Annotated in this window: 27 protein-coding genes; all 27 read left to right on the top strand. The window is 56.3% G+C overall.

The window, feature by feature from the left end; all coding sequences use genetic code 11:
- Positions 1-118 precede the first annotated feature (118 nt).
- The 27 genes from ACTVIM_RS16560 to atpD all read left to right on the top strand — a co-directional run bounded on the left by ACTVIM_RS16560 (position 119) and on the right by atpD (position 23,771).
- Positions 119-1,405 carry a UDP-N-acetylglucosamine 1-carboxyvinyltransferase gene (locus ACTVIM_RS16560; RefSeq protein ID WP_033020533.1) on the top strand — a complete coding sequence of 429 codons (1,287 nt, stop codon included), beginning with the start codon at positions 119-121 and terminating at the stop codon, positions 1,403-1,405.
- Positions 1,406-1,437: 32 nt separating this feature from the next.
- Complete coding sequence (gene glpX / locus ACTVIM_RS16555; protein WP_033020531.1) at positions 1,438-2,400, top strand: class II fructose-bisphosphatase; 963 nt, start codon at positions 1,438-1,440, stop codon at positions 2,398-2,400.
- 268 nt (positions 2,401-2,668) lie between these two features.
- A complete protein-coding gene (rho, locus tag ACTVIM_RS16550; RefSeq protein ID WP_033020530.1) occupies positions 2,669-3,943 on the top strand; it encodes a transcription termination factor Rho in 1,275 nt (424 codons plus the stop codon).
- A gap of 341 nt (positions 3,944-4,284) precedes the next feature.
- Complete coding sequence (gene rpmE / locus ACTVIM_RS16545) at positions 4,285-4,485, top strand: 50S ribosomal protein L31 (protein WP_033020529.1); 201 nt, start codon at positions 4,285-4,287, stop codon at positions 4,483-4,485.
- Between the two features lie 129 nt (positions 4,486-4,614).
- Complete coding sequence (locus tag ACTVIM_RS16540; RefSeq protein WP_033020528.1) at positions 4,615-5,235, top strand: thymidine kinase; 621 nt, start codon at positions 4,615-4,617, stop codon at positions 5,233-5,235.
- A gap of 319 nt (positions 5,236-5,554) precedes the next feature.
- Positions 5,555-5,995, top strand: coding sequence for a hypothetical protein (locus ACTVIM_RS16535; RefSeq protein ID WP_033020527.1), 441 nt, complete (start codon positions 5,555-5,557; stop codon positions 5,993-5,995).
- A gap of 94 nt (positions 5,996-6,089) precedes the next feature.
- Positions 6,090-7,166, top strand: a complete 1,077-nt coding sequence (gene prfA, locus ACTVIM_RS16530) for a peptide chain release factor 1 (RefSeq protein WP_445613249.1) — start codon at positions 6,090-6,092, stop codon at positions 7,164-7,166.
- The gene (gene prmC, locus ACTVIM_RS16525; RefSeq protein WP_445613248.1) at positions 7,156-8,022 is read left to right on the top strand and encodes a peptide chain release factor N(5)-glutamine methyltransferase; all 867 of its coding nucleotides are present in this window, start codon (positions 7,156-7,158) and stop codon (positions 8,020-8,022) included. Before prfA ends, prmC begins: the two co-directional genes overlap by 11 nt.
- Before the next feature lie 35 nt (positions 8,023-8,057).
- Positions 8,058-8,882 (top strand): stage II sporulation protein R, encoded by an 825-nt coding sequence (gene spoIIR, locus ACTVIM_RS16520; protein WP_445613247.1) that lies wholly within the window; start codon positions 8,058-8,060, stop codon positions 8,880-8,882.
- Positions 8,883-8,920: 38 nt separating this feature from the next.
- Positions 8,921-9,136 carry a hypothetical protein gene (locus ACTVIM_RS16515; RefSeq protein WP_445613246.1) on the top strand — a complete coding sequence of 72 codons (216 nt, stop codon included), beginning with the start codon at positions 8,921-8,923 and terminating at the stop codon, positions 9,134-9,136.
- On the top strand, positions 9,133-10,185 hold the full coding sequence (locus tag ACTVIM_RS16510; RefSeq protein WP_445613245.1) for an L-threonylcarbamoyladenylate synthase: 1,053 nt from the start codon (positions 9,133-9,135) through the stop codon (positions 10,183-10,185). Before ACTVIM_RS16515 ends, ACTVIM_RS16510 begins: the two co-directional genes overlap by 4 nt.
- Positions 10,186-10,763: 578 nt before the next feature.
- A complete protein-coding gene (locus tag ACTVIM_RS16505) occupies positions 10,764-11,315 on the top strand; it encodes a manganese efflux pump MntP (RefSeq protein WP_033020515.1) in 552 nt (183 codons plus the stop codon).
- 313 nt (positions 11,316-11,628) lie between these two features.
- A complete protein-coding gene (locus tag ACTVIM_RS16500; RefSeq protein ID WP_445613244.1) occupies positions 11,629-12,075 on the top strand; it encodes a low molecular weight protein arginine phosphatase in 447 nt (148 codons plus the stop codon).
- 26 nt (positions 12,076-12,101) lie between these two features.
- The gene (locus ACTVIM_RS16495; RefSeq protein ID WP_445613243.1) at positions 12,102-13,391 is read left to right on the top strand and encodes a methyl-accepting chemotaxis protein; all 1,290 of its coding nucleotides are present in this window, start codon (positions 12,102-12,104) and stop codon (positions 13,389-13,391) included.
- Between the two features lie 158 nt (positions 13,392-13,549).
- The gene (gene rpiB, locus ACTVIM_RS16490; RefSeq protein ID WP_033842868.1) at positions 13,550-14,002 is read left to right on the top strand and encodes a ribose 5-phosphate isomerase B; all 453 of its coding nucleotides are present in this window, start codon (positions 13,550-13,552) and stop codon (positions 14,000-14,002) included.
- Complete coding sequence (locus ACTVIM_RS16485; RefSeq protein WP_445614379.1) at positions 13,977-14,582, top strand: TIGR01440 family protein; 606 nt, start codon at positions 13,977-13,979, stop codon at positions 14,580-14,582. The genes rpiB and ACTVIM_RS16485 overlap by 26 nt, the downstream gene beginning before the upstream one ends.
- An 88-nt stretch (positions 14,583-14,670) precedes the next feature.
- Complete coding sequence (glyA, locus tag ACTVIM_RS16480) at positions 14,671-15,909, top strand: serine hydroxymethyltransferase (RefSeq protein ID WP_144976714.1); 1,239 nt, start codon at positions 14,671-14,673, stop codon at positions 15,907-15,909.
- 251 nt (positions 15,910-16,160) lie between these two features.
- A complete protein-coding gene (gene upp, locus ACTVIM_RS16475) occupies positions 16,161-16,790 on the top strand; it encodes a uracil phosphoribosyltransferase (RefSeq protein ID WP_033020503.1) in 630 nt (209 codons plus the stop codon).
- Between the two features lie 283 nt (positions 16,791-17,073).
- The gene (locus tag ACTVIM_RS16470; RefSeq protein WP_033020500.1) at positions 17,074-17,295 is read left to right on the top strand and encodes an AtpZ/AtpI family protein; all 222 of its coding nucleotides are present in this window, start codon (positions 17,074-17,076) and stop codon (positions 17,293-17,295) included.
- Positions 17,296-17,299: 4 nt separating this feature from the next.
- Complete coding sequence (locus ACTVIM_RS16465; RefSeq protein ID WP_051985083.1) at positions 17,300-17,707, top strand: ATP synthase subunit I; 408 nt, start codon at positions 17,300-17,302, stop codon at positions 17,705-17,707.
- On the top strand, positions 17,697-18,410 hold the full coding sequence (atpB, locus tag ACTVIM_RS16460) for a F0F1 ATP synthase subunit A (RefSeq protein WP_033020498.1): 714 nt from the start codon (positions 17,697-17,699) through the stop codon (positions 18,408-18,410). Before ACTVIM_RS16465 ends, atpB begins: the two co-directional genes overlap by 11 nt.
- A 47-nt stretch (positions 18,411-18,457) precedes the next feature.
- Positions 18,458-18,676: a F0F1 ATP synthase subunit C gene (gene atpE, locus ACTVIM_RS16455; protein WP_011232830.1), complete on the top strand. Its 219-nt coding sequence runs from the start codon at positions 18,458-18,460 to the stop codon at positions 18,674-18,676.
- A gap of 122 nt (positions 18,677-18,798) precedes the next feature.
- Entirely contained in the window at positions 18,799-19,332 is a 534-nt protein-coding gene (locus ACTVIM_RS16450) for a F0F1 ATP synthase subunit B (RefSeq protein WP_445614378.1), read from the top strand.
- Positions 19,329-19,865: a F0F1 ATP synthase subunit delta gene (locus ACTVIM_RS16445; RefSeq protein ID WP_033020492.1), complete on the top strand. Its 537-nt coding sequence runs from the start codon at positions 19,329-19,331 to the stop codon at positions 19,863-19,865. Before ACTVIM_RS16450 ends, ACTVIM_RS16445 begins: the two co-directional genes overlap by 4 nt.
- Before the next feature lie 24 nt (positions 19,866-19,889).
- Positions 19,890-21,398, top strand: coding sequence for a F0F1 ATP synthase subunit alpha (atpA, locus tag ACTVIM_RS16440; protein ID WP_033020490.1), 1,509 nt, complete (start codon positions 19,890-19,892; stop codon positions 21,396-21,398).
- Between the two features lie 66 nt (positions 21,399-21,464).
- On the top strand, positions 21,465-22,322 hold the full coding sequence (atpG, locus tag ACTVIM_RS16435) for an ATP synthase F1 subunit gamma (protein WP_033020489.1): 858 nt from the start codon (positions 21,465-21,467) through the stop codon (positions 22,320-22,322).
- 27 nt (positions 22,323-22,349) lie between these two features.
- A complete protein-coding gene (atpD, locus tag ACTVIM_RS16430; protein WP_033020488.1) occupies positions 22,350-23,771 on the top strand; it encodes a F0F1 ATP synthase subunit beta in 1,422 nt (473 codons plus the stop codon).
- Positions 23,772-23,780: the final 9 nt, after the last annotated feature.

The following is a 23,780-nucleotide window of genomic DNA, read 5'->3' as shown; positions in this document are numbered from 1 at the left end:
TTCGTTTTCCCGGTGAAGCGGGCCCGCCTTTTTTGCCTTGCGCTGGGCGTTCGGCCCGCCGCGCCGCATTCTCGGCCTGCAAAGGAAGCCAACTTCTGTGCAAAGAAGGGAGACGACGATGGATAAAATCAAAATCATCGGCGGGGAGCGGCTGCGCGGGACGATCAAAGTGAGCGGCGCAAAAAACAGCGCCGTCGCCTTGATTCCGGCCGCGATTTTGGCCGAGTCGCCGGTGACGATCGAGGGATTGCCGGATATTTCCGATGTGCGCATTTTAGGAAGCTTAATCGAAGAAATCGGCGGGGCGTTTTCATTTGACGGCAAAGAGGCGGTCATCGACCCGACGGATATGGTGTCCATGCCGCTCCCCAACGGGAAAGTAAAAAAACTGCGCGCCTCGTACTATTTGATGGGAGCGATGCTCGGCCGCTTCAAAAAAGCGGTCGTCGGCCTGCCGGGCGGCTGCCACCTTGGACCGCGCCCGATCGATCAACATATTAAAGGGTTTGAGGCGCTCGGCGCCACGGTGACGAACGAGCAGGGCGCGATTTATTTGCGCGCCGAGGAGCTGCGCGGGGCCCGCATTTTTTTGGACGTCGTCAGCGTCGGGGCAACGATCAACATCATGCTGGCGGCGGTGCGCGCCAAAGGGCGGACGATCATTGAAAATGCGGCGAAAGAGCCGGAAATCATCGATGTGGCGACATTGCTGTCGAACATGGGCGCGAAAATCAAAGGAGCCGGCACCGATGTCATTCGCATTGACGGCGTCGAAAAATTATCGGGCTGCCGACACGCCATCATTCCGGACCGGATCGAAGCCGGAACGTATATGATTGCCGCTGCGGCCACTGGCGGCGAGGTCATCGTTGATAACGTCATCCCTCAGCACGTTGAGTCGCTGACGGCGAAATTGCGCGAAATGGGCGTGCGCGTCGAGACGGGCGAAGATCAGATTTTGGTCGCCGGCACCGAGGTTTTGAAAGCGGTTGACGTCAAGACGCTCGTCTATCCAGGGTTTCCGACCGATTTGCAGCAGCCGTTTACCGCATTGCTGACAAAGGCGAACGGGACAAGCGTCGTCACCGATACGATTTACAGCGCCCGCTTCAAGCATATCGACGAGTTGCGGCGCATGAACGCCAACGTCAAAGTCGAAGGCCGCTCGGCCATTGTCACCGGCCCGGTCAAGCTGCAAGGGGCAAAGGTGAAAGCGAGCGATTTGCGCGCCGGGGCAGCGCTTGTCATCGCCGGGATGATGGCGGAGGGGATGACGGAAATCACCGGCGTTGAGCATATCGACCGCGGCTACAGCGGCTTGGTGGAAAAACTGTCCGACATCGGCGCTGTCATTTGGCGTGAAAAAATGACCGATGAAGAAGTGGAACAAGTGAAAAACGCGTAACACCAAGGGCAAAGGGGAAGGGGAGAACAACGATGGAGCGAAGCTTGTCAATGGAACTCGTGCGCGTCACCGAGGCGGCGGCGCTGGCCGCCGCTCGCTGGATGGGGCGCGGGAAAAAAAATGAAGCCGACGAGGCGGCGACATCGGCCATGCGCGACGTATTTGACACCGTGCCGATGAAAGGGACGGTCGTCATCGGGGAAGGAGAAATGGACGAGGCGCCGATGTTGTACATCGGGGAAAAACTTGGCAACGGCTACGGTCCGCGTGTTGATGTCGCGGTTGACCCATTGGAAGGGACAAACATCGTCGCCTCAGGGGGATGGAACGCCTTGGCGGTCGTCGCCGTCGCTGATCACGGTCATCTGCTTCACGCCCCGGACATGTACATGGAAAAAATCGCGGTCGGCCCGGAAGCGGTCGGGATGATCGACATCGAAGCGCCGATCATTGACAATTTAAAAGCGGTAGCGAAAGCGAAAAATAAAGACATTGAAGACGTCGTTGCCGTTGTTCTCAATCGCCCGCGCCACGAGCGTCTCATCCACGAGCTGCGCGAGGCCGGCGCCCGCATCAAGCTCATCAATGACGGTGACGTCGCTGCTGCCATCAATACGGCGTTTGACCATACCGGCGTCGATATTTTGTTCGGCTCCGGCGGCGCGCCGGAAGGGGTGCTTGCGGCCGTCGCACTGAAATGCCTTGGCGGCGAGCTGCAAGGGAAACTGCTGCCGCAAAATGATGCTGAACTTGAGCGGTGCAAACAAATGGGGATCGACGTCAACAAAGTGCTGCGCATGGACGACCTCGTGAAAGGGGACGACGCGATTTTTGCCGCCACCGGTGTCACCGACGGGGAACTGCTGCGCGGCGTGCAGCTGAAGGGAGCATACGGCCTCACCCACTCGGTCGTCATGCGCGCCAAGTCGGGCACCGTTCGCTTCATCGAAGGGCGACATAGCTTGAAGAAAAAGCCGAATTTGGTCATTAAGTGACCTGCCTTCCATCTCGGCTTGACGGCGGCGCCGGCCCCTCGCGCCGCGCCCCGCCGAAAAAAACAAAAAAAGATTGATTAAAAGGGAGAAAAAGGGGTAAAATAGTCGTGTTGCCTGTGCAAAAATAAGCTCTGCCATTCTACTTTCCTTTTATTCAGCCTTCATTATCTTCGAAACGAATGATCCCTTCGCCCGTGGAAATTGATGATCGATATATCCGAATGCGCACGATGGGAGAATAGGAAACTTTGCAAAGCGTGGTGTCGAGATGGAACTAACGTTAGCGGCCTTAGAAAACATGAAATTAAAAGAGCTGTATGAGCTCGCCAAACAGTACAAAATATCATACTATAGCAAGTTGACGAAAAAAGAGCTTATTTTTGCCATTTTGAAAGCGCGTGCCGAACAAGACGGCCTCTCTTTCATGGAAGGCGTTCTCGAAATCATACCGTCCGAAGGGTTTGGCTTTTTGCGGCCTGTCGGTTATTCCCCGAGCTCGGAAGACATTTACATTTCCGCTTCCCAGATTCGCCGTTTTGATTTGCGCAACGGGGATAAAGTGTCTGGAAAAGTGCGACCACCAAAGGAAAATGAGCGCTACTTCGGCTTGCTTCACGTCGAGGCGGTCAACGGCGAGGATCCAGAGATCGCCAAGGAACGCGTTCACTTTCCGGCGCTGACCCCGTTATATCCAAACCGGCAAATGAAATTGGAGACGACCCCGGACAAGCTGTCGACCCGCATCATTGATTTGATCGCCCCGGTCGGTTTTGGCCAGCGCGGATTGATCGTCGCGCCGCCCAAAGCTGGGAAAACGATGCTGCTAAAGGAAATTGCCAACAGCATCACGACCAATCATCCGGATGTCGAACTCATCGTTCTCCTCATTGATGAACGGCCGGAAGAGGTGACCGACATTGAGCGGTCGGTGCAAGGCGAAGTGGTTAGCTCGACGTTTGACGAAGTGCCGGAAAACCATATCCGCGTGGCGGAGCTCGTTTTGGAGCGGGCGATGCGGCTAGTCGAACATAAGCGCGATGTCGTGATTTTGATGGACAGCATCACGCGCCTCGCCCGGGCGTACAACCTCGTCATTCCGCCGAGCGGCCGCACGCTGTCGGGCGGGATTGATCCGGCGGCGTTTCACCGGCCGAAGCGGTTTTTCGGCGCGGCGCGCAACATTGAGGAAGGCGGCAGCCTCACGATTTTGGCAACGGCTCTCATCGACACCGGATCGCGCATGGACGATGTCATTTACGAAGAGTTTAAAGGCACCGGCAACATGGAGCTGCACCTCGATCGGTCGCTCGCCGAGCGCCGCATTTTCCCGGCGATCGACATTCGCCGCTCGGGAACGCGCAAAGAGGAGCTGCTCATTCCGAAAGAGCATTTGGACAAATTGTGGGCGATCCGCAAAACGATGGCTGATTCGCCGGACTTTATTGAGCGGTTTTTGAACAAGCTGCGCCGCACAAAGTCCAACGAAGAGTTTTTCGCCTTGCTCGATCAAGAGTGGAAAAACGGAGGTCCACTCCGCATTTAAGGAGGCCCAACACAAGCGGGCGGCGCGGTCAGGACGAGGTCTGGCTCTTGGTTGGCGCCGGCGCGTTTCGCCTCGCTCCGTTGCCGCCGCGGTTCAGCGGGGTTTCCTGTATTTGTCGGGATTTGCCCGTTGCAAAACCTCAGAAAAGCTGTTATAATCTTGTCATGTGTGTTTCGACTGGGCCATCACAAGGTTGTACGTAAAACGGTCTTTGTCGGCCGCGGGCGTCTGTGGATGCGCTCCGGCCGTTCTGAACGCAGCGCTTCCCCGGCTAGGTGGAAGCGCCCCATGAATGAATCACTCTGTTTCGACGAGATCCAGGGCGGAAGGAGATGAAAACGATGAAACAAGGGATCCATCCAGCGTACAAAAAAGTCATCGTCCGCTGCGCATGCGGCAACGAATTCGAAAGCGGTTCGGTCAAAGACGAACTGCGCGTGGAGATTTGCTCGGAGTGCCATCCGTTCTTCACGGGCAAACAAAAATTCGTCACCGCCGCGGGCCGCGTGGACAAATTCAATAAAAAATACGGCCTTCAATAACAAGGACGAGCGAAAGCAGGCAAGCGGACACTTGCCTGCTTTTTCGTGAGAACGGATGCCGGCGCTTGTTGCTCGCGTTTGCTTCGGCGCCCGTCTAGATGATAGTGTGGTGTGAAAGGAGAGGCCTCCATGTATGTGATGACACAGTCCGGCTGGCTGGAAGTCATTTGCGGCAGCATGTTCTCCGGCAAGTCGGAAGAATTGATTCGCCGCGTTCGCCGCGCCCAGTTCGCCAGGCAGGAAGTGAAAGTATTCAAGCCAACGATGGACAACCGTTACAGCGATGATGCGGTCGTTTCGCACAACGGCAATTCGGTGATCGCCATTCCGGTCGCGACGCCGGAGGAAATGTTCCGCTACATTACCGCCGCGACCGATGTGGTCGCCATTGACGAAGTGCAGTTTTTTTCCGATGACATCATCGATGTCGTGCAAACGCTCGCCGACCGCGGGTATCGCGTCATCGCCGCTGGGCTCGACCAAGATTTCCGCGGCGAGCCGTTCGGGCCGGTGCCGACGCTGATGGCGATCGCGGAATCGGTGACGAAATTGCAGGCAGTATGCACCGTCTGCGGCTCCCCGGCCAGCCGGACGCAGCGGTTGATTAACGGTGTCCCGGCCTCTTATGATGATCCCGTCATTCTTGTCGGCGCCAGCGAAGCGTATGAGCCGCGCTGCCGCCATCACCATGAAGTGCCGGGCAAACCGCCCAAACGCCCCCACTCCTTGGCTGAGCATGCCGGTGAGTGAGACGGAAAAGTTTCATGGGCAGCGCGGTCTGCCCTCCACTCGGGGATGAAAATCGGCGTCAGTTCAGCATTTTCGTGGAAAAGTTTCATGAGCAGTGTGATCTGCCCTTCACCAGAGGATGAAAATCCGCGTCAGTTCGGCATTTTCACGGGAAACGAAGCGGTGCTGTCAAACCGGCACATGCCGGGACCATAGCGGGCGCAGGTCGCGGCAAAAGCGGCCGGCGCGCCTTTGCTGTCTGCCGGTGAACAAGCAGGCGAATGATGGAAGAAATATTGCCGTCGGTCATGGACATCCTAACAGCAAGGAGGCGAAATCAATGAAACGCATTGGGCTGTTAGGATGTGCTTTGCTTCTTTCCGCTTGTTCGCTGCGTCCGGATCATCCGTCGTATCGTCAGCAAAGCGAGGACAAAAACGGCGCGCGCCTCATGACGGAGGAGCGGCCGAACATCGACGCGGATCGCGACTTGTACAACCATTTTGACGACCCGGAGAAAACGCGGCAAAACCCGAATTTCATCAGTTTAACGGAAGGAAGCGAAAACCAGCGCGCCGATCTGCGCAAGGCGGTGCAACTGATTGAACGTCATACCGACGACCGCGTCGATTCCATTTGGTTTCATGGCAGCAATCTGTATGTAACGGTCGATGCGCCGGATACGCTGTCCGCTAAAGAGCGACAGCACGAAGCGCGCCGCATTGACCAGCTGTTGACCAAAGCGATTCCAACATACGAAATCATCGTCCGCGTCAACTGACAGCTCCCGCTTGCCGAAGGCGGGGGTTTTTGTTTGGCCGCGTTTCGTGGTATAATCTAAAATTAGACTGTGTGCAAAAACAGAGGTGAATCATGTGTTTGACCGGTTGGAAGCTGTCGAACAACGGTACGAAAAATTGAATGAGCTGCTGATGGACCCCGACGTCATCAACGATCCGAAAAAGTTGCGCGATTATTCGAAAGAACAAGCCGATTTGGAGGAAACGGTGCAAACATACCGGGAATACAAGTCGGTTCGCGAGCAGCTCTTGGAAGCGAAAGCGATGCTCGAAGAAAAGCTGGAACCCGAGCTGCGCGAGATGGTGAAAGAGGAAATTGCTGAGCTCGAAGAACGAGAAGAGGCGCTCGTTGACAAGCTGAAAGTGCTGCTTTTGCCGAAAGACCCGAACGATGAGAAAAACGTCATCATGGAAATTCGCGCCGCCGCCGGTGGCGAAGAGGCGGCGCTGTTTGCCGGCGACTTGTACCGGATGTATACGCGCTATGCGGAATCGCAAGGGTGGAAGACGGAAGTGATCGAAGCGAGCCCGACCGGCCTCGGCGGCTATAAAGAAATCATTTTTATGATCAACGGCAAAGGGGCGTATTCCAAGCTGAAGTTTGAAAACGGCGCCCATCGTGTCCAGCGCGTCCCGGAAACGGAATCAGGCGGGCGCATCCATACGTCAACGGCAACGGTCGCCTGCCTGCCGGAGATGGAAGACATTGAAGTCGAAATCAACGAAAAAGACATTCGCGTCGACACGTTTGCCTCCAGCGGACCCGGCGGGCAAAGCGTCAACACGACGATGTCGGCCGTGCGCCTCACCCATATTCCGACCGGCATTGTCGTCACGTGCCAAGACGAAAAATCGCAAATCAAAAACAAAGAAAAAGCGATGAAAGTGTTGCGCGCCCGCATTTATGACAAATACCAGCAAGAAGCGCGCGCTGAATACGACCAAACGCGCAAGCAAGCGGTCGGCACCGGCGACCGTTCCGAGCGCATCCGCACGTACAACTTTCCGCAAAACCGCGTCACCGACCATCGCATCGGGCTGACGATCCAAAAGCTCGACCAAGTGCTCGATGGGCATTTGGATGAAATCATTGAGGCTCTTATTTTGGATGACCAGGCGAAAAAATTGGAGCAAGCGAACGATGCGTCGTAACGTGCATGAAGTCCTCGCTTGGGCTTCTTCTTTTTTGCGCGCCTACGGAAAAGAGGAGCGGGCGGCGGAGTGGCTGTTGTGCCACCATTTGCGCACCGATCGGGCCGGGCTGTTCGCCCGTTGGCGCGAGCCGGTCGCGGAAGCGGTGTACGAGCGGTTCGCGGCCGATGTGCGCCGCCATGCCGTAGACCATGTACCGGTTCAATATTTGATCGGCCACGAACGGTTTTACGGACGGCCGTTCCTTGTGAACCGCCATGTGCTCATCCCGCGCCCGGAAACGGAAGAGTTGGTGCTTGGCGTCCTTGAGCGCGTGCCGTGCCTATTTGCCGGCCGCGAGCGGATCGATGTCGTCGATGTTGGTACCGGAAGCGGAGCGATCGCGGTGACGTTGGCGCTCGAGAACAAGGCGTTGTCGGTGACCGCCACCGATATTTCCGAAGCGGCGCTCGCCATTGCCGGGGAAAATGCCCGGCGGCTCGGGGCGAACGTTTCGTTTTTGCGCGGCGACTTGTTGCAACCGCTCATCGAACAAGGGCGAACCGTCGATGTGGTCGTTTCGAATCCGCCGTACATTGCCGAGACGGACGCCGCTATGCTTTCCCCGGTGGTGAGAGACTACGAACCGCACACGGCCCTTTTCGGCGGCCGCGACGGCTTGGATTTTTACCGCCGCTTTGCCCGCGATTTGCCGCTTGTGCTCGGCGTCCCGGCGCTTGTCGCGTTTGAAGTCGGCGCCGGACAAGGAGAAGCGGTCGCTGCGCTTTTAGCGGCAGCGTTTCCCGAGGCGCGGGTCGAAGTGGCCTTTGATTTGAACGGCAAGGATCGAATGGTTTATATGACAAGAAAAAATTAGATTCATAGGTTTAAAACAAAGCGGCACCGTCCACAATGAATGATGAAAGGACGGTGCCAATCATGCGGATAAAAGGAAATGCGATAGCCGTATGTTTATATATGATTCTATTAGCGACAGGTGTGCTCGTTCATCTGTATGGCCAGCAGACGAACGCCGGGGCGAACGCGGCGGTCGTCATTCCCAATGACGCGATCCGCCTGCGCATTTTGGCGAACAGCGATGCCGCGCAAGACCAGGAGCTGAAACGGAAAGTGCGCGATGCGGTCAACGCGCAAATCAACGGGTGGGTGGCCGAATTGACATCGCTGGCCGAAGCGAAGCGCGTCATTCGCTCCCATTTGCCGGACATTGAACAAACCGTCGCTCGCGTCCTTCGTGATGAGCGAAGCCACCAGCCGTACAAAGTGGAGTTTCGGCCGGTTCGTTTTCCGACGAAAGTGTATGGCGATTACGTATACCCAGCCGGCACGTACGAGGCGGTCTTGATTACCCTTGGGGAGGGAAAAGGGGCGAACTGGTGGTGCGTCCTGTTTCCGCCGCTTTGCTTCCTTGATTTTTCCAACGGTGATGCCGTTATGATGATGGCGAGCCAGACGCCGAATCACGGGCCGGGCCAGCCGAACGGCGAGGATGGGACGGTTCGGGGAGAAAAGGTGGAGCCGCGCGGACGGGAAACGGTTAGTTCGGCCAAGGAGACGGCCGGAGGAGCGAGTCAAGCCGGGTTAAACGGCGACGCAGGTTCCGTTCAAACCGATGATGGCGAGGAGCGAAAGTCTTCCTTGGCTGTAACCGAGGCGGAGCAACCGGTCGAAGTGAGATTTTTCTTCAAAGAATGGCTCGACCACCTCGTTCCGTAAAAGCGGTCACGGCCGGTGAGCGAAGAGGGGAAGAGCGTTTGAAAAGCGTTGCGGCGGCCGTGGCCTCCACCCTAGCCGGCGTTAGGTTGGGCACGCTGACGGCAGTTGTCCACATAGTTATCCACAAAAACAACAAACTTATTCACATTTTGTGTATAACTTTCAAGAAAAGCCGGGAAGGGGATCTGGCAAGGAACGAAAATCGGCTTGATTTCAAAACGAACGACGGCGATGAAGAAGGTGAAAACGATTGAAAACGCGTGTTTGGGTTGTGGATAATATTGTTGATAAACAACGGCCTTATCCACAAATACGGGAAGCGGCCGAGTGGCTGCGAGCAGGAGAGGTTGTCGCGTTTCCGACTGAAACGGTGTACGGACTAGGGGCCGATGCAGCGAATACGGAGGCGGTGGAAAAAATTTTTGCCGCCAAAGGCCGGCCGAGTGACAATCCGCTCATCGTTCACGTCGCGACGATGGCGCAGGCGGAGTCCGTAGTGGCGGCGATTCCGCCGCTGGCCAGGACATTGATGGAGCGGTTTTGGCCGGGCCCGCTCACGCTCGTGTTGCCGAAACGGAAAGGAGCCGTGTCCGAGCGCGTGACTGCCGGGCTTCCGACTGTGGCGGTGCGCATGCCCGCGCATCCGTTGGCGCTCGCCTTGATCGAGGAAAGTGGGTTGGCGCTCGCCGCTCCGAGCGCTAACCGTTCCGGCCGGCCGAGCCCGACGACGGCGGCCCATGTGCTCGCCGATTTAAACGGGCGCATTGCCGGGGTGATGGACGGCGGACCTACCGGCATCGGCGTCGAATCGACGGTGCTTGACTGCAGCCAGACAGTGCCGACGATTTTGCGCCCCGGCGGAGTGACGAAAGAAGCGCTCATGAAGGTGATCGGTCATGTGGCTGAAGCGGCTGGTCAAGAACATGAGCCGGGGGCACCGAAAGCGCCGGGGATGAAATACACGCACTATGCACCGAAAGCGCCGCTTTGGATCGTTGCCGGTTCGCCAGCGTTTTTGCAGCGGCTCGTTGAGGAAAGCCGGGCGGAAGGAAAAGCGGTCGGGGTGTTGACGACCGAAGAACACCGCGGACAGTATGCGGCCGATATCGTCATTTCGTGCGGGACGCGCCGGGCGCTTGAGACGGTCGCCCGTCAATTATATGATGCGCTGCGTCGGTTTGATGACGCGAATGTGGACCTGATTTACAGCGAGGCGTTTCCAGAAGAAGGAATCGGCGTCGCCTTGATGAACCGGTTGCGCAAAGCTGCCGGGGGGCGTGTCATCCATGAACAACACGAGTGAAGTTCATTTCCTTCTTTTCAAAAAAGTCATCGGGATTTTCCGGTCATCCATGAACAACAGGAGTGAAGTTCAACGGGTGCATGCGAACATCGATCGTTCGAACAGAGGTGTCATCCATGAGCAACCGGAGTGAAGCGGAAGCCGGTTCGTCTTGGCGCTCCGCCTCTCCAACCGGCCGAGTTTGGGGGGGACGAGCGAGGCGCGGCTTTTGAGGAGATCAAGGCGAAACTCGAACGACTAAAACGATTTTTTAAATCATGACATGAGGCGCGGGGTTCCCGTTTCGCGTTCCGCCCCGGCGACAACGATGCGGGGAAGCCGCGCGTCCGGCAGCAACGCAGTCGGAATGAGAAACAGGCTGCTGGTGGGAGGCGCTATATAGGAAAACGGTCGTGGGGGTTTCATCGCATTGGTGAGGCGCCCTTGTTTTTTAGTGTTAGTGCGATTGCTGCACCGGAATGACGCCCGCATGAAAGCTTCCTGGCATTGGGGGAGGTCCCTTTTAGCTCCCGCCCTATGTCTAAACCGTTTTGCGCGCGCATATGCTAGCAGTAAGGCCAGTCCGGGAGGGGAGAAACATGGGCGCGCTAGTCGGAGAAATGATGGCGCTGTCGATGATGGCGTTCGCACTGGGAATGGACGCATTTTCGGTCGCCTTGGGGATGGGGATGCTGCGTCTTCGGCTTCGGCAAATCTTTTACATCGGCCTGACGGTCGGCTTGTTTCACATTGTCATGCCGCTTGTCGGCATGGCCGTCGGCCGCCTGTTGTCACGCGAATTAGGAAGCTTTGCGACGTATACGGGAGGCGCGCTGCTGTTATGGCTCGGCGGACAAATGATTGTCACCTCGTTTCGGCACGAGGGCGGCTCACCGCTGTTTCCGCGCGGGGCAGGGCTGCTTTTTTTTGCTTTTACCGTCAGTTTGGACAGTTTTTCGGTCGGGTTGAGCCTCGGCATTTTCGGGGCGCGGACGATGGCAACAATTTTCCTGTTCGGCTTGTTTAGCATGGGATTGACGTGGATGGGCCTGATTGTCGGTCGCCGCGTTCAGCAATGGCTTGGCGCATACAGCGAGGCGCTGGGCGGCAGCATTCTGCTGGCGTTTGGGTTCAAGCTGTTGTTCTGGTGACCGGCCTAGGAGGCTGGTGAAAAACGGTTGTTTCTCTTGAGCAGTGGGGGAATGTTTGAGAGGCGCTCCTGATGCGACGAGGCTTATCCATTTGAGAAACAGGTTTGATCAGCGGCTTGCCCCCTTAAATCACCAGCTTTCTAGGAGGGACGCTTGTCAACCGCGATTTTGCCGTCCCGACGGAGCGTTGCCCACCGGTTTTCGGGCAGGCGTTTTTCACCTCAGGCGGGGAAAAAACGGACTGCCTGCTTTTTTTTGCCCTTTTGCCTATGATATATTGATGATAAGTGATGGAAGGGGAAGAGGTGATGGCATGTCGTATCGCATTTTATTTGTCTGTACAGGGAACACGTGCCGGAGCCCGATGGCCGCGGCGCTTTTGGCCAACAAGCGGCTGCCCGGCGTCGAGGTCAAGTCAGCCGGTGTATTTGCCGCCGAAGGGAGCGAAGCGTCCGATCATGCGAAGATGGCGTTGAGGGAAAAAGGCATTGAAGCGAAGCACCGCTCTTCATTGCTGAAAAAAGAGCACATTGATTGGGCGACCCATGTGCTGACGATGACATCCGGCCATAAGGAGATGATCATTCAACGTTTTCCGGAAGCGAAAGACAAAACGTTTACATTGAAGCAATTCGCGGCGGGAACGGACGGAGACATCGCCGATCCGTTCGGCGGGCCGCTCGAAGCGTATCGGGCAGCGCGCGATGAGCTGGAGGCGCTCATTGACCGCTTGGCGGAAAAATGGCGGACAGAGCTGTGAAAGGACGACGGATAAGGGGGAGAACGATGGGGAAGACGCAGCGCCGGTTTAGTTTGCGCTTGAAGCTCGTCATATTTGTGACGCTGTTGGCGCTTATCACTTATTCGACAAGTGCTCTGTATTTGTATGTGTTGTATGACTGGTGGTTTTCCGCCTTCAACAAAGGGGCGTTCACCATCGTCATTTTAGCGCTCGGCATTGCTTGGTCCGGAGCGCTCGCCTATTTTGCCGCCGGCTGGATCACCAAACCGCTGCAGCAGCTTGAGGAAGCCGCGGTGAAAGCGGCCAGCGGGCGCATCGAAGAAGACGTGCCACTGCCTTCGGCCAACGATGAAATCCGCTCGCTCGCTGTCGCCTTCAACCGCATGCTTGATCACTTGCGCGCCGTCATCGTCAACATTGAAACCCATGCGGCGCGGACGAATGAAAAGACGGCGGAAATGAAGCAGGCGTCTGAAGCGGCGGCCGGCCGCGCCCGGGAGATTGCGGCGACGATGGATGAGATTGCCAAAGGGGCTTCCGCATCGGCTGAGGCGGTTCAAGAAGCAGCGGGGGCGGCTGAAGACGTGCTTGCCATTGCCTTGAAAGTGAAAGACACCGCTGAACGGGCAGAACGATCCGTGCAAGGGATGGCGGAGACGCTCAAGGCGAGCCGTGAGCTGACTCATTCCCTCATCAGCGGCATTGAGCAGCTGGCCAACGATCAAGAGCTGTCGCGGGCAGCGGTCAAGCAGCTTGAAAAACACGCGAAACAAATCAGCCACATTACGTTGCTTGTCGCCGATATGGCCGAACAGACGAACTTGCTGGCGCTCAACGCGTCCATCGAGGCGGCCCGCGCCGGCGAACACGGGCGGGGATTCGCCGTTGTCGCCGAGGAAGTGCGCAAGTTGGCTGATGAAAGCGCGGCGGCGGTGAAACAAATTGCCGAATTGGTGAATACGATCCAAACCGAGGTTGCCCGGGTCGTCGTGCAAATGGACGAGCAAGCCGCCGCGGCGTCGGCCGAAGCGGCGAAAGGGAAACAGACGAATGAGGCGATCGCCGCTATGGCATCATCGGCCGGCGAAGTGATCCGCGCCGTTCATGACATCGCCGAGCTGGCGAAAAACCAAATGAGCCACATGGAGCGAGTGGCGGCGCAGACGCAAGAGGTGGCGGCGATCGCCGAGGAGACGTCCGCCGGAGCGCTTGAAGTGACGGCGGCCACTGAGGCGCAGACCGCAGCGGTCAGCGATGTGCATCAACTGGCAGGCGAGCTCGTGGAACAGGCGGAACAGCTGCACGAAGCGATCACCCGGTTCCGCGCTCGTTAGGCATGCTTGGCAGCAACGTGCGTGAACGAAAACAACCGATGTCTTTGGCCGCCTAATCGCTGGCAATGGAGGGTTTCGCTAAAAGCCTGTCCGGGAAACGGCGGCCATTTCCATTCCCGCGGCGACGGCCGATCCCATGAACAGAAAGGAGAACGACGATGAAAGTTGCCATTGCTTCCGATCACGGCGGAATCCGCATCCGTGAGGAAATTAAAACGCTGTTGGATGAAATGGGAATTGAGTATACAGATTTTGGCTGCGACTGTGAGACGTCTGTCGACTACCCGGATTACGCGCTTCCGGTCGCTGAAAAGGTAGCGCGCGGCGAGTTTGACCGGGGCATTTTAATTTGTGGCACAGGTATCGGCATGACGATCGCCGCGAACAAAGTGAAAGGCGTGCGCTGCGCCCTTTGTCATGATGTATACAGCGCCAAATTGACGCGCATGCATAACGACAGCAACATCCTCGCGATGGGTGAGCGCGTCATCGGCCCCGGCTTGGCGCGCGAAATCGCCAAGGCGTGGCTGGAGACTGAATTTGAAGGTGGGCGCCATGCGCGGCGGATCGGTAAAATCGCTGAGTATGAAGACCGTCAAGGAGGGAAATAGCGTGGAGGCACAGCTTGCCAAATGGCAGCGGCAATGGCAAGCGGTTTTGCGGGCGTTTCGCGAGCAGGTGCCGCTTGGGCGCGGCGATCTCGTAGTCATTGGCTGCAGCACAAGCGAGGTGTTGGGGGAACGAATCGGAACGGCGGGATCGATGGACGTCGCCGCTATGCTGTTTGCCGAACTGGAGGCATGGCGGCGCGACACCGGCATTGCCCTCGCTTTCCAATGTTGTGAACATTTAAACCGCGCCCTTGTCGTCGAGCGCGAAACGGCCCAAACGCACGGCTTGGAGATCGTCTCGGTCGTTCCGGTCCCTAAGGCGGGCGGCGCGATGGCGGCTTACGCTTATCGGCAGTTCGCCGATCCCGTTGTCGTTGAGACCATTCGCGCCGATGCCGGCATCGACATCGGCCATACGCTGATTGGCATGCATTTGAAGCCGGTAGCGGTCCCCGTTCGGGTGCCAATCAAGCATGTCGGTTCGGCGTGCGTGACGTTGGCGAAAACACGGCCGAAGCTGATCGGCGGCGCGCGGGCTGTCTACTCGTTGGAAAATCCGAACGATTCATGTTCTTTTTAGATCTTTTATTCACTTTTCCTTTGGATTTGCCGAGCGAAAGCTGATAAAATAAAAACGAATATTCATTGCGCATAAGGGGGAGCTAGTGATGAATCACTTGCCACAGCAAGATCCGCAAGTATTCGCCGCCATCGAACAGGAGCGGAAGCGGCAGCACGCCAAAATCGAATTGATCGCGTCCGAAAATTTCGTCAGCCGCGCGGTGATGGAAGCGCAAGGGTCGGTGCTGACGAACAAATACGCCGAAGGCTATCCGGGCCGCCGTTATTATGGCGGTTGTGAATACGTGGACATCGTTGAAGAGCTAGCGCGCGAGCGGGCGAAGCAGCTGTTCGGGGCGGAGCACGCGAACGTTCAGCCGCACTCCGGAGCGCAGGCGAACATGGCCGTCTATTTCACCGTCCTCGAGCCCGGCGACACCGTGCTTGGCATGAACTTGTCGCACGGCGGCCATCTGACCCATGGCAGTCCGGTCAATTTCAGCGGCATCCAGTACAACTTTGTCGAATACGGTGTCGATCCGGAAACGCATGTCATCGACTATGACGATGTGCGCGAGAAAGCGCGTCTTCATCGGCCGAAGTTGATTGTCGCCGGCGCCAGCGCTTACCCGCGCGTCATCGACTTCGCCAAGTTCCGCGAGATTGCCGATGAAGTCGGTGCGTATTTAATGGTGGATATGGCTCATATTGCCGGTCTTGTTGCGGCAGGTGTTCACCCGAATCCGGTGCCGTACGCCCATTTTGTGACGACGACGACCCACAAAACGCTGCGCGGCCCGCGCGGAGGAATGATTTTATGCCAAGAGCAGTTCGCCAAACAGATCGACAAAGCGATTTTCCCCGGCATCCAAGGCGGCCCGCTCATGCATGTGATTGCCGCCAAAGCCGTCGCGCTTGGTGAAGCGCTGCAGGATGACTTTAAGGTGTATGCGAAACGCGTGGTAGAAAACGCCAAGCGGCTCGCTTCCGCTTTGCAGAAGGAAGGGTTTACTCTCATTTCCGGAGGCACGGACAACCATTTGTTGCTTGTTGACTTGCGCCCGCAGCAGCTGACCGGGAAAACGGCGGAAAAAGTGCTCGATGAAGTCGGGATTACCGTCAACAAAAACACGATTCCTTACGATCCGGAAAGCCCGTTTGTCACGAGCGGCATCCGCATCGGCACGGCCGCCGTCACCACACGCGGCTTCGGCTTGGAAGAGATGGATGAAATCGCCGCCATTATCGGGCTCGCCCTGAAAAACAGCGACAGCGAACAGGCGCTTGAGGAAGCGCGCCAACGCGTGGCGGCGCTGACGGAAAAATTCCCGCTTTACCAAGACTAGCGGCGAAGGCCGCGGACGGGTCCCTCGGTTTCCGAAGACCGGCCGCGGGCACGACGGTGCACAACCCGTGTCCCTCTGTTGGGACGCGGGCGTTTTCTTGTGCGGATAGCGGTGAACGACCGAGGCAAGCCGGCGCTCCGCGACCGTTGCCGCGCCGCGGATGGCGAGCGCTTTCGCCAGTTGAACAGGCGCCGATTTTTCAGTAGAATGTATAGAAGTGTACCGCATACATACGGAAGAGGAGATGACCCATGGGAAAAGTGTACGTATTTGACCATCCGCTCATTCAGCACAAGCTCACGTACATTCGCGACAAACATACAGGGACGAAAGAGTTTCGCGAATTGGTGGATGAAGTGGCGACGTTGATGGCGTTTGAAATTACCCGCGACCTTCCGCTTGAGGAAGTGGAGATTGAAACTCCCGTCAGCAAGGCGAAAGCGAAGGTGATCGCTGGCAAAAAACTCGGCGTCATCCCGATTTTGCGCGCCGGCATCGGCATGGTGGACGGCATCTTGAAGCTCATCCCCGCAGCGAAGGTCGGCCATATCGGTCTGTACCGCGATCCGGAAACGCTCAAGCCGGTGGAATATTACGTCAAGCTGCCAAGCGATGTGGAAGAACGCGATTTTATCATCGTCGATCCAATGCTTGCAACCGGCGGTTCGGCAGTGGCGGCGATCGACGCGCTCAAGAAGCGGGGGGCGAAAAGCATTAAATTCATGTGCCTAATCGCGGCGCCGGAAGGAGTAAACGCGGTGGAAACGGCGCATCCGGACGTCGACATTTACATTGCTGCCCTCGACGAGCGGCTGAACGACCACGGTTATATCGTTCCCGGCCTCGGCGATGCCGGCGACCGGTTGTTCGGGACGAAATAAGGCTCTTAAGCGCCCCGCCGCGGAGCGGGGTTTTGTTCGCGATGGAAACCGTAAGCGTTTTCCCCGACCATCCGACCATCGCAAAGAGGCCAAAAATAAAATATACCATTATACAAGACAATTGTGAGAAAAAGATGAGAAATTGTCACAAATTATTAATATTTGCCCTGTGGAAACAAGGTTTTATGTGGGAACACATTGACATTGACCAAGCGGTATTGTATTCTTTACAAGGGGTAGATTGAGAAGGTTTTCATGTTGCAGTTAAAGGGTGTGCAGACTTATGTCCCCAAAGCGGCGTCACCCCCTTCAAGCGATGGCGTTGATGTCGGCGATTGTGTCCCAATTGGTTGGTTGCGTCGTCATCGGTGTGTTTGGTGGCCGATGGCTCGATGGCAAGTTAGGCACGGAGCCGATCTTTCTGATCGCCGGTCTCTTGCTTGGCCTTGCAGCTGGTGTTTATGCCATGCTGCGGTTTATCAACCAATATTTCTCTGAGGAGTAAAGGAATGGATCATTTTCGAGCAATGCGCTTGCGGCATGTCAAGTACATATTGTATTTGCTCGCGATCTATACGCTTGGATTTGGATGGACGCCGTACAAAACCGCCTTTCTGAGCTTGATTCTCGGCACGTCAATCGGACTTCTGATCATCTGGAATTTAAGCTGGAAAATCGAAAAATTTGGGCAAGCGGTGACAGCGCGCAAGAAAGTGCGCACATTGGGCACGTTGACGCGGTTTTCGCTCGCTGCGTTGGCCGCCGTCATCGCATGGGCCTATCCACGCTATTTCGCCCCCGTGCCGACGATCGTGGGATTAATGACATCCTATCTTGTCATTGTAATAGATTTCCTCTTTCACAAATGGAAACATGACAAGCCGCATGAAAGCGAGGTGAATGATGATGGAGCATAAAGCGCCGCTTGTCAAATTTTTAGGCCTTACCTTTAATTTATCCGATATGTTGATGATCACGATCACCAGCTTGATCGTCTTCATCATTGCTGTGGCGGCTACTCGCTCGCTCCAATTGCGCCCGACCGGAATGCAAAACTTTATTGAGTGGGTGTTTGACTTTGTCAGGGGCATCATCAACAGCACGATGGACTGGCAAACCGGCGGCCGCTTTTTGACGTTGGGCGTGACGCTCATCATGTACGTCTTTGTGGCCAACATGCTCGGATTGCCGTTCTCCGTCCATGTGAACGGCGAGCTTTGGTGGAAATCACCGACCGCTGATGCGACCGTTACGTTGACGCTAGCCGTCATGGTCGTTGCCCTGACCCACTATTACGGTGTCAAAATGAAGGGAGCGGCCGAGTACGTTCGCGATTTTACCCGTCCGGTCGGCTGGTTGTTCCCGCTGAAAATCATCGAAGAGTTTGCCAACACGCTGACGCTCGGTTTGCGTCTTTTCGGGAACATTTACGCCGGGGAAATTTTGCTTGGCTTGCTGGCAAGCCTCGGCACGAACTATGGGGTGCTTGGGGCGGTGGGCGCGGCCATTCCGATGATGGTATGGCAAGCGTTCAGCATCTTTGTCGGCTGTATTCAAGCGTTTATTTTTACGATGTTAACAATGGTTTATATGGCGCATAAAGTCAGCCATGACCATTAATCTCCAGAATCATTTTACTACTGAAATTATAAGGAGGATATGTAGACATGAGTTTAGGTGTGCTTGCAGCTGCAATTGCGGTAGGTTTGGGAGCGTTGGGTGCCGGTATCGGCAACGGTTTGATCGTTAGCCGTACCATCGAAGGAATCGCGCGTCAACCGGAACTGCGTCCGGTTTTGCAAACGACGATGTTCATCGGGGTGGCCTTGGTTGAGGCGCTTCCGATCATCGGTGTCGTCTTCTCGTTCATTTACTTAGGTCGATAAGAAATTGGATGATGGAAAGTGATGGCGAAGTTCGTGTCAACGACCACCTTCGCCATTCCTTTATGTGCGATGTTGTACGATCGCGCCAGTGCGGCAGCTGTCGAAAGGAGTGAAACGCGGTGTTGTGGAACGCGAATGCATGGGTGCTCGGCGAAGCGGCGCATGGCATCAGCGGCGGCACGATCATTTACCAATTGCTGATGTTTATTATTTTGCTTGCTTTATTGCGCAAATTCGCTTGGCAGCCGTTAATGAATATCATGAAACAGCGCGAGGAGCATATTGCCAACGAAATCGATCAAGCGGAAAAACATCGCCAAGAGGCGGAAAAACTGCTTGAAGAACAGCGTGAACTGATGAAGCAATCGCGCCAAGAGGCGCAAGCGCTCATTGAAAACGCACGCAAGCTCGCTGAAGAGCAGAAGGAACAAATCGTCGCCTCGGCTCGCGCCGAAGCGGAACGGGTAAAAGAAGAGGCGAAGCAAGAGATCGAGCGCGAAAAAGAACAGGCGATGGCTGCGCTTCGCGAACAAGTGGCTTCCTTGTCTGTCTTCATCGCCTCGAAAGTGATTGAAAAAGAGCTGACGGAGCAAGATCAACGCAAGCTGATCGAAGCGTATCTCAAAGACGTTCAAGAGGCAGGAGAAGCGCGATGAACAACGAAACGATCGCCAAACGGTACGCAGCCGCCCTGTTTCAAATCGCGCTCGAACAAGGGCAGCTTGACCGAATCGAGGAGGATATCAGCGCCGTGCGCCAAGCGTTGGCGGAAAACGGCGAGTTTTTATCGCTTCTTTCGCATCCGAAGCTTTCGCTAGAGAAGAAAAAAGCGTTTGTCCGCGAAGCGTTCGCCGGCGTGTCCACTCCGGTGCAAAACACGCTTCTCCTTCTTCTAGAGCGCCATCGCTTCGGCCTTGTGCCTGAGCTGGCGAAACAGTTTCTCGCCCTCGTCGACGATGCGCGCGGCATCGCCAAGGCGGTCGCCTATTCGGCACGGCCATTGACGGATGAGGAACTGCGGGCGCTCTCTGACGTTTTTGCGAAAAAAGTCGGAAAACAGACGCTTCACATTGAAAATATCGTTGACCCGGAATTGATCGGCGGCGTCAAGCTGCGCATCGGCAACCGCATTTACGACGGCAGTGTCAGCGGACAGCTTGAACGGATCCGGCGGCAGTTGATCGGCTAACATTTGGAGATAGGGGTGAAAGGCATGAGCATTCGAGCGGAGGAAATCAGCGCGCTCATTAAGCAGCAGATTGAAAACTACGAATCGCAAATTCAGGTGAGCGACGTCGGCACCGTCATCCAAATCGGTGACGGGATCGCCCGCGCTCATGGGCTCGATAATGTCATGTCCGGCGAGCTCGTTGAGTTTGCCAACGGCGTCATGGGCATGGCGCTCAACTTGGAAGAAAACAACGTCGGTATCGTTATTTTAGGACCGTACACGGGCATTAAAGAAGGGGACGAAGTGCGCCGTACCGGACGGATCATGGAAGTGCCGGTCGGAGAGGCGCTCATCGGCCGCGTGGTCAACCCGCTCGGCCAGCCGGTTGACGGTTTGGGTCCGGTGGAAACGACCGAAACGCGCCCGATCGAAAGCCCGGCGCCGGGCGTTATGGACCGGAGATCGGTGCATGAGCCGCTACAAACCGGGATCAAAGCGATCGACGCGCTCGTGCCGATCGGCCGCGGTCAGCGCGAGCTCATCATCGGCGACCGGCAAACGGGGAAAACGTCTGTCGCGATTGATACGATCATCAACCAAAAAGATCAAAACATGATTTGTATTTATGTCGCCATCGGGCAAAAGGAATCGACGGTCCGGACGGTTGTCGAAACGCTCCGCAAACACGGCGCGCTCGACTATACGATCGTCGTCACCGCTTCGGCATCGCAGCCGGCTCCGCTTTTGTTCTTGGCGCCGTATGCCGGCGTATCGATGGGCGAGTATTTCATGTACAAAGGCCAACACGTGCTCGTGGTCTATGACGATTTGTCGAAACAAGCGGCGGCGTACCGTGAATTGTCGCTCCTGCTTCGCCGTCCGCCGGGCCGTGAAGCGTATCCGGGGGATATTTTCTACTTGCACTCCCGTCTGCTTGAGCGCGCAGCGAAATTGAGCGATGCGAAAGGCGGCGGTTCGTTGACTGCGCTTCCGTTCGTTGAAACGCAGGCGGGCGATATTTCCGCGTACATTCCGACGAACGTTATCTCGATTACGGACGGGCAAATTTTCTTGCAATCGGACTTGTTCTTCTCCGGTGTCCGCCCGGCGATCAACGCAGGGCTGTCCGTCTCGCGCGTCGGTGGGGCCGCGCAAATCAAAGCGATGAAAAAAGTATCGGGGACGCTCCGTCTCGACTTGGCGGCGTACCGCGAATTAGAGGCGTTCGCCCAATTCGGCTCCGACCTCGATAAAGCGACGCAGGCGAAACTCGCCCGCGGGGCGCGCACGGTGGAAGTGCTGAAACAAGACTTGCACCAACCAATTCCGGTTGAGAAACAAGTGTTGATCATCTATGCATTGACGCGCGGCTTTTTGGATGACATTCCGGTTGAAGATGTGCGCCGTTTTGAAAAAGAGTTTTACTTGTGGCTCGATCAAAACGGCCAGCACTTGCTTGAACACATCCGCACGACGAAAGACCTTCCGAACGAGGAAGATATCAACAAAGCGATCGAAGCGTTCAAGAAAACGTTTGTCGTTTCCCAATAAGGCGATGGGGGCTGCTTTGCCCCCTTGCGCCTGTAGATCCCGTGCAGCAAAAAGGTGGTGAAACCTTTGGCGTCGTTACGCGATATTAAAACGCGCATCAATGCGACGAGAAAAACGAGCCAAATTACGAAAGCGATGGAAATGGTCTCGACGTCGAAATTGAACCGCGCGGAGCAAAATGCGAAATCGTTCGTTCCTTATATGGAGAAAATGCAGGAGGTCGTAGCCAATGTGGCGCTCGGGGCCGGCGGCGCTTCGCACCCGATGCTCGTTTCGCGCCCGGTGAAAAAAACGGGCTATCTCGTCATTACATCCGATCGCGGTCTCGCGGGGGCGTACAACAGCAACGTGTTGCGTCTCGTCTATCAAACGATTCAACAGCGCCACGCTTCTCCCGATGAATATGCGATCATTGTCATCGGCCGCGTCGGGTTGAGCTTTTTCCGCAAACGGAATATGCCGGTCATTCTCGATATCACCCGCCTGCCGGATCAACCTTCGTTTGCCGACATCAAAGAGATTGCCAGCAAAACGGTCGGCTTGTTCGCCGATGGCACCTTTGACGAACTGTATATGTACTACAACCATTACGTCAGTGCGATCCAGCAAGAGGTGACGGAACGAAAGCTGCTCCCGCTCACCGATTTGGCGGAAAACAAACAGCGCACGGTGTATGAATTCGAGCCGTCGCAAGAGGAAATTTTGGACGTGTTGCTGCCGCAGTATGCGGAGAGCTTGATTTACGGCGCGTTGCTTGATGCGAAAGCGAGCGAGCATGCCGCCCGGATGACGGCGATGAAGAACGCGACTGACAACGCGAACGAGCTCATTCGCACGCTGACGCTTTCCTACAACCGTGCTCGCCAAGCAGCGATCACGCAAGAAATTACGGAAATTGTCGCCGGAGCAAACGCCTTGCAATAGCGGACTAGCAAGTTAGGAGGGAAAACGATGACAAGAGGACGCGTTATCCAAGTCATGGGTCCGGTTGTAGACGTCAAGTTCGAAAACGGCCACTTGCCGGCGATCTACAACGCCCTGAAAATTCAACATCAAGCGCGCAATGAAAACGAAGTCGACATCGACTTGACATTGGAAGTCGCCTTGCACCTTGGCGATGATACCGTACGGACGATCGCGATGGCGTCCACAGACGGCCTCATCCGCGGCATGGAAGTCATCGACACCGGCGCGCCGATTTCGGTGCCGGTCGGCGAAGTGACGCTTGGCCGCGTGTTCAACGTGTTAGGTGAACCGATTGATTTGGAAGGCGACATTCCGGCTGACGCCCGCCGCGACCCGATTCACCGTCCGGCGCCCAAATTCGAAGAGCTGGCGACCGAAGTCGAAATTTTGGAAACGGGCATTAAAGTCGTTGACTTGTTGGCCCCGTATATTAAAGGTGGAAAAATCGGTTTGTTCGGCGGTGCTGGCGTCGGAAAAACAGTCTTGATCCAAGAGCTGATCCACAACATCGCTCAAGAGCACGGCGGGATTTCCGTTTTCGCTGGCGTCGGCGAACGGACGCGCGAAGGAAACGACTTGTACCATGAAATGAAAGATTCCGGCGTCATCAGCAAAACGGCCATGGTGTTTGGGCAGATGAACGAGCCGCCGGGCGCGCGGATGCGCGTGGCGTTGACGGGCTTGACGATGGCCGAATACTTCCGCGATGAGCAAGGCCAGGACGTATTGCTGTTTATCGACAACATCTTCCGTTTCACGCAGGCCGGTTCCGAAGTGTCGGCGCTGTTGGGTCGCATGCCGTCAGCCGTTGGTTACCAACCGACATTGGCGACGGAGATGGGCCAATTGCAGGAGCGGATCACCTCGACGGCGAAAGGCTCGATCACCTCGATTCAGGCGATTTACGTTCCGGCCGACGACTATACGGACCCGGCCCCGGCGACGACGTTCGCGCACTTGGATGCGACGACGAACCTTGAGCGGAAGCTCACTGAGATGGGGATTTATCCGGCCGTTGACCCGCTTGCGTCGACCTCGCGGGCATTGGCGCCGGAAATCGTCGGCGAGGAGCACTACCAAGTCGCTCGCCAAGTGCAGCAAACACTGCAACGGTATAAAGAGCTGCAAGACATCATTGCGATCCTAGGGATGGATGAGCTGTCCGATGAGGACAAACTTGTCGTCCATCGCGCCCGCCGCATTCAGTTTTTCTTGTCGCAAAACTTCCACGTGGCGGAACAATTCACGGGCCAACCGGGTTCGTACGTGCCGGTGAAGGAAACGGTGCGCGGCTTTAAAGAAATTTTAGAGGGCAAATATGACCACCTTCCGGAAGAGGCGTTCCGCTTAGTCGGCCGCATTGAAGAAGTGGTGGAAAAAGCGAAAGCGATGGGTGTCGAAGTGTGACCCGGGATA

This window comes from Geobacillus sp. YF-1, from assembly GCF_052692335.1.
Note: the sequence above shows the minus strand (reverse complement) of the source record. Positions and strands in the feature narration are given on the sequence as shown.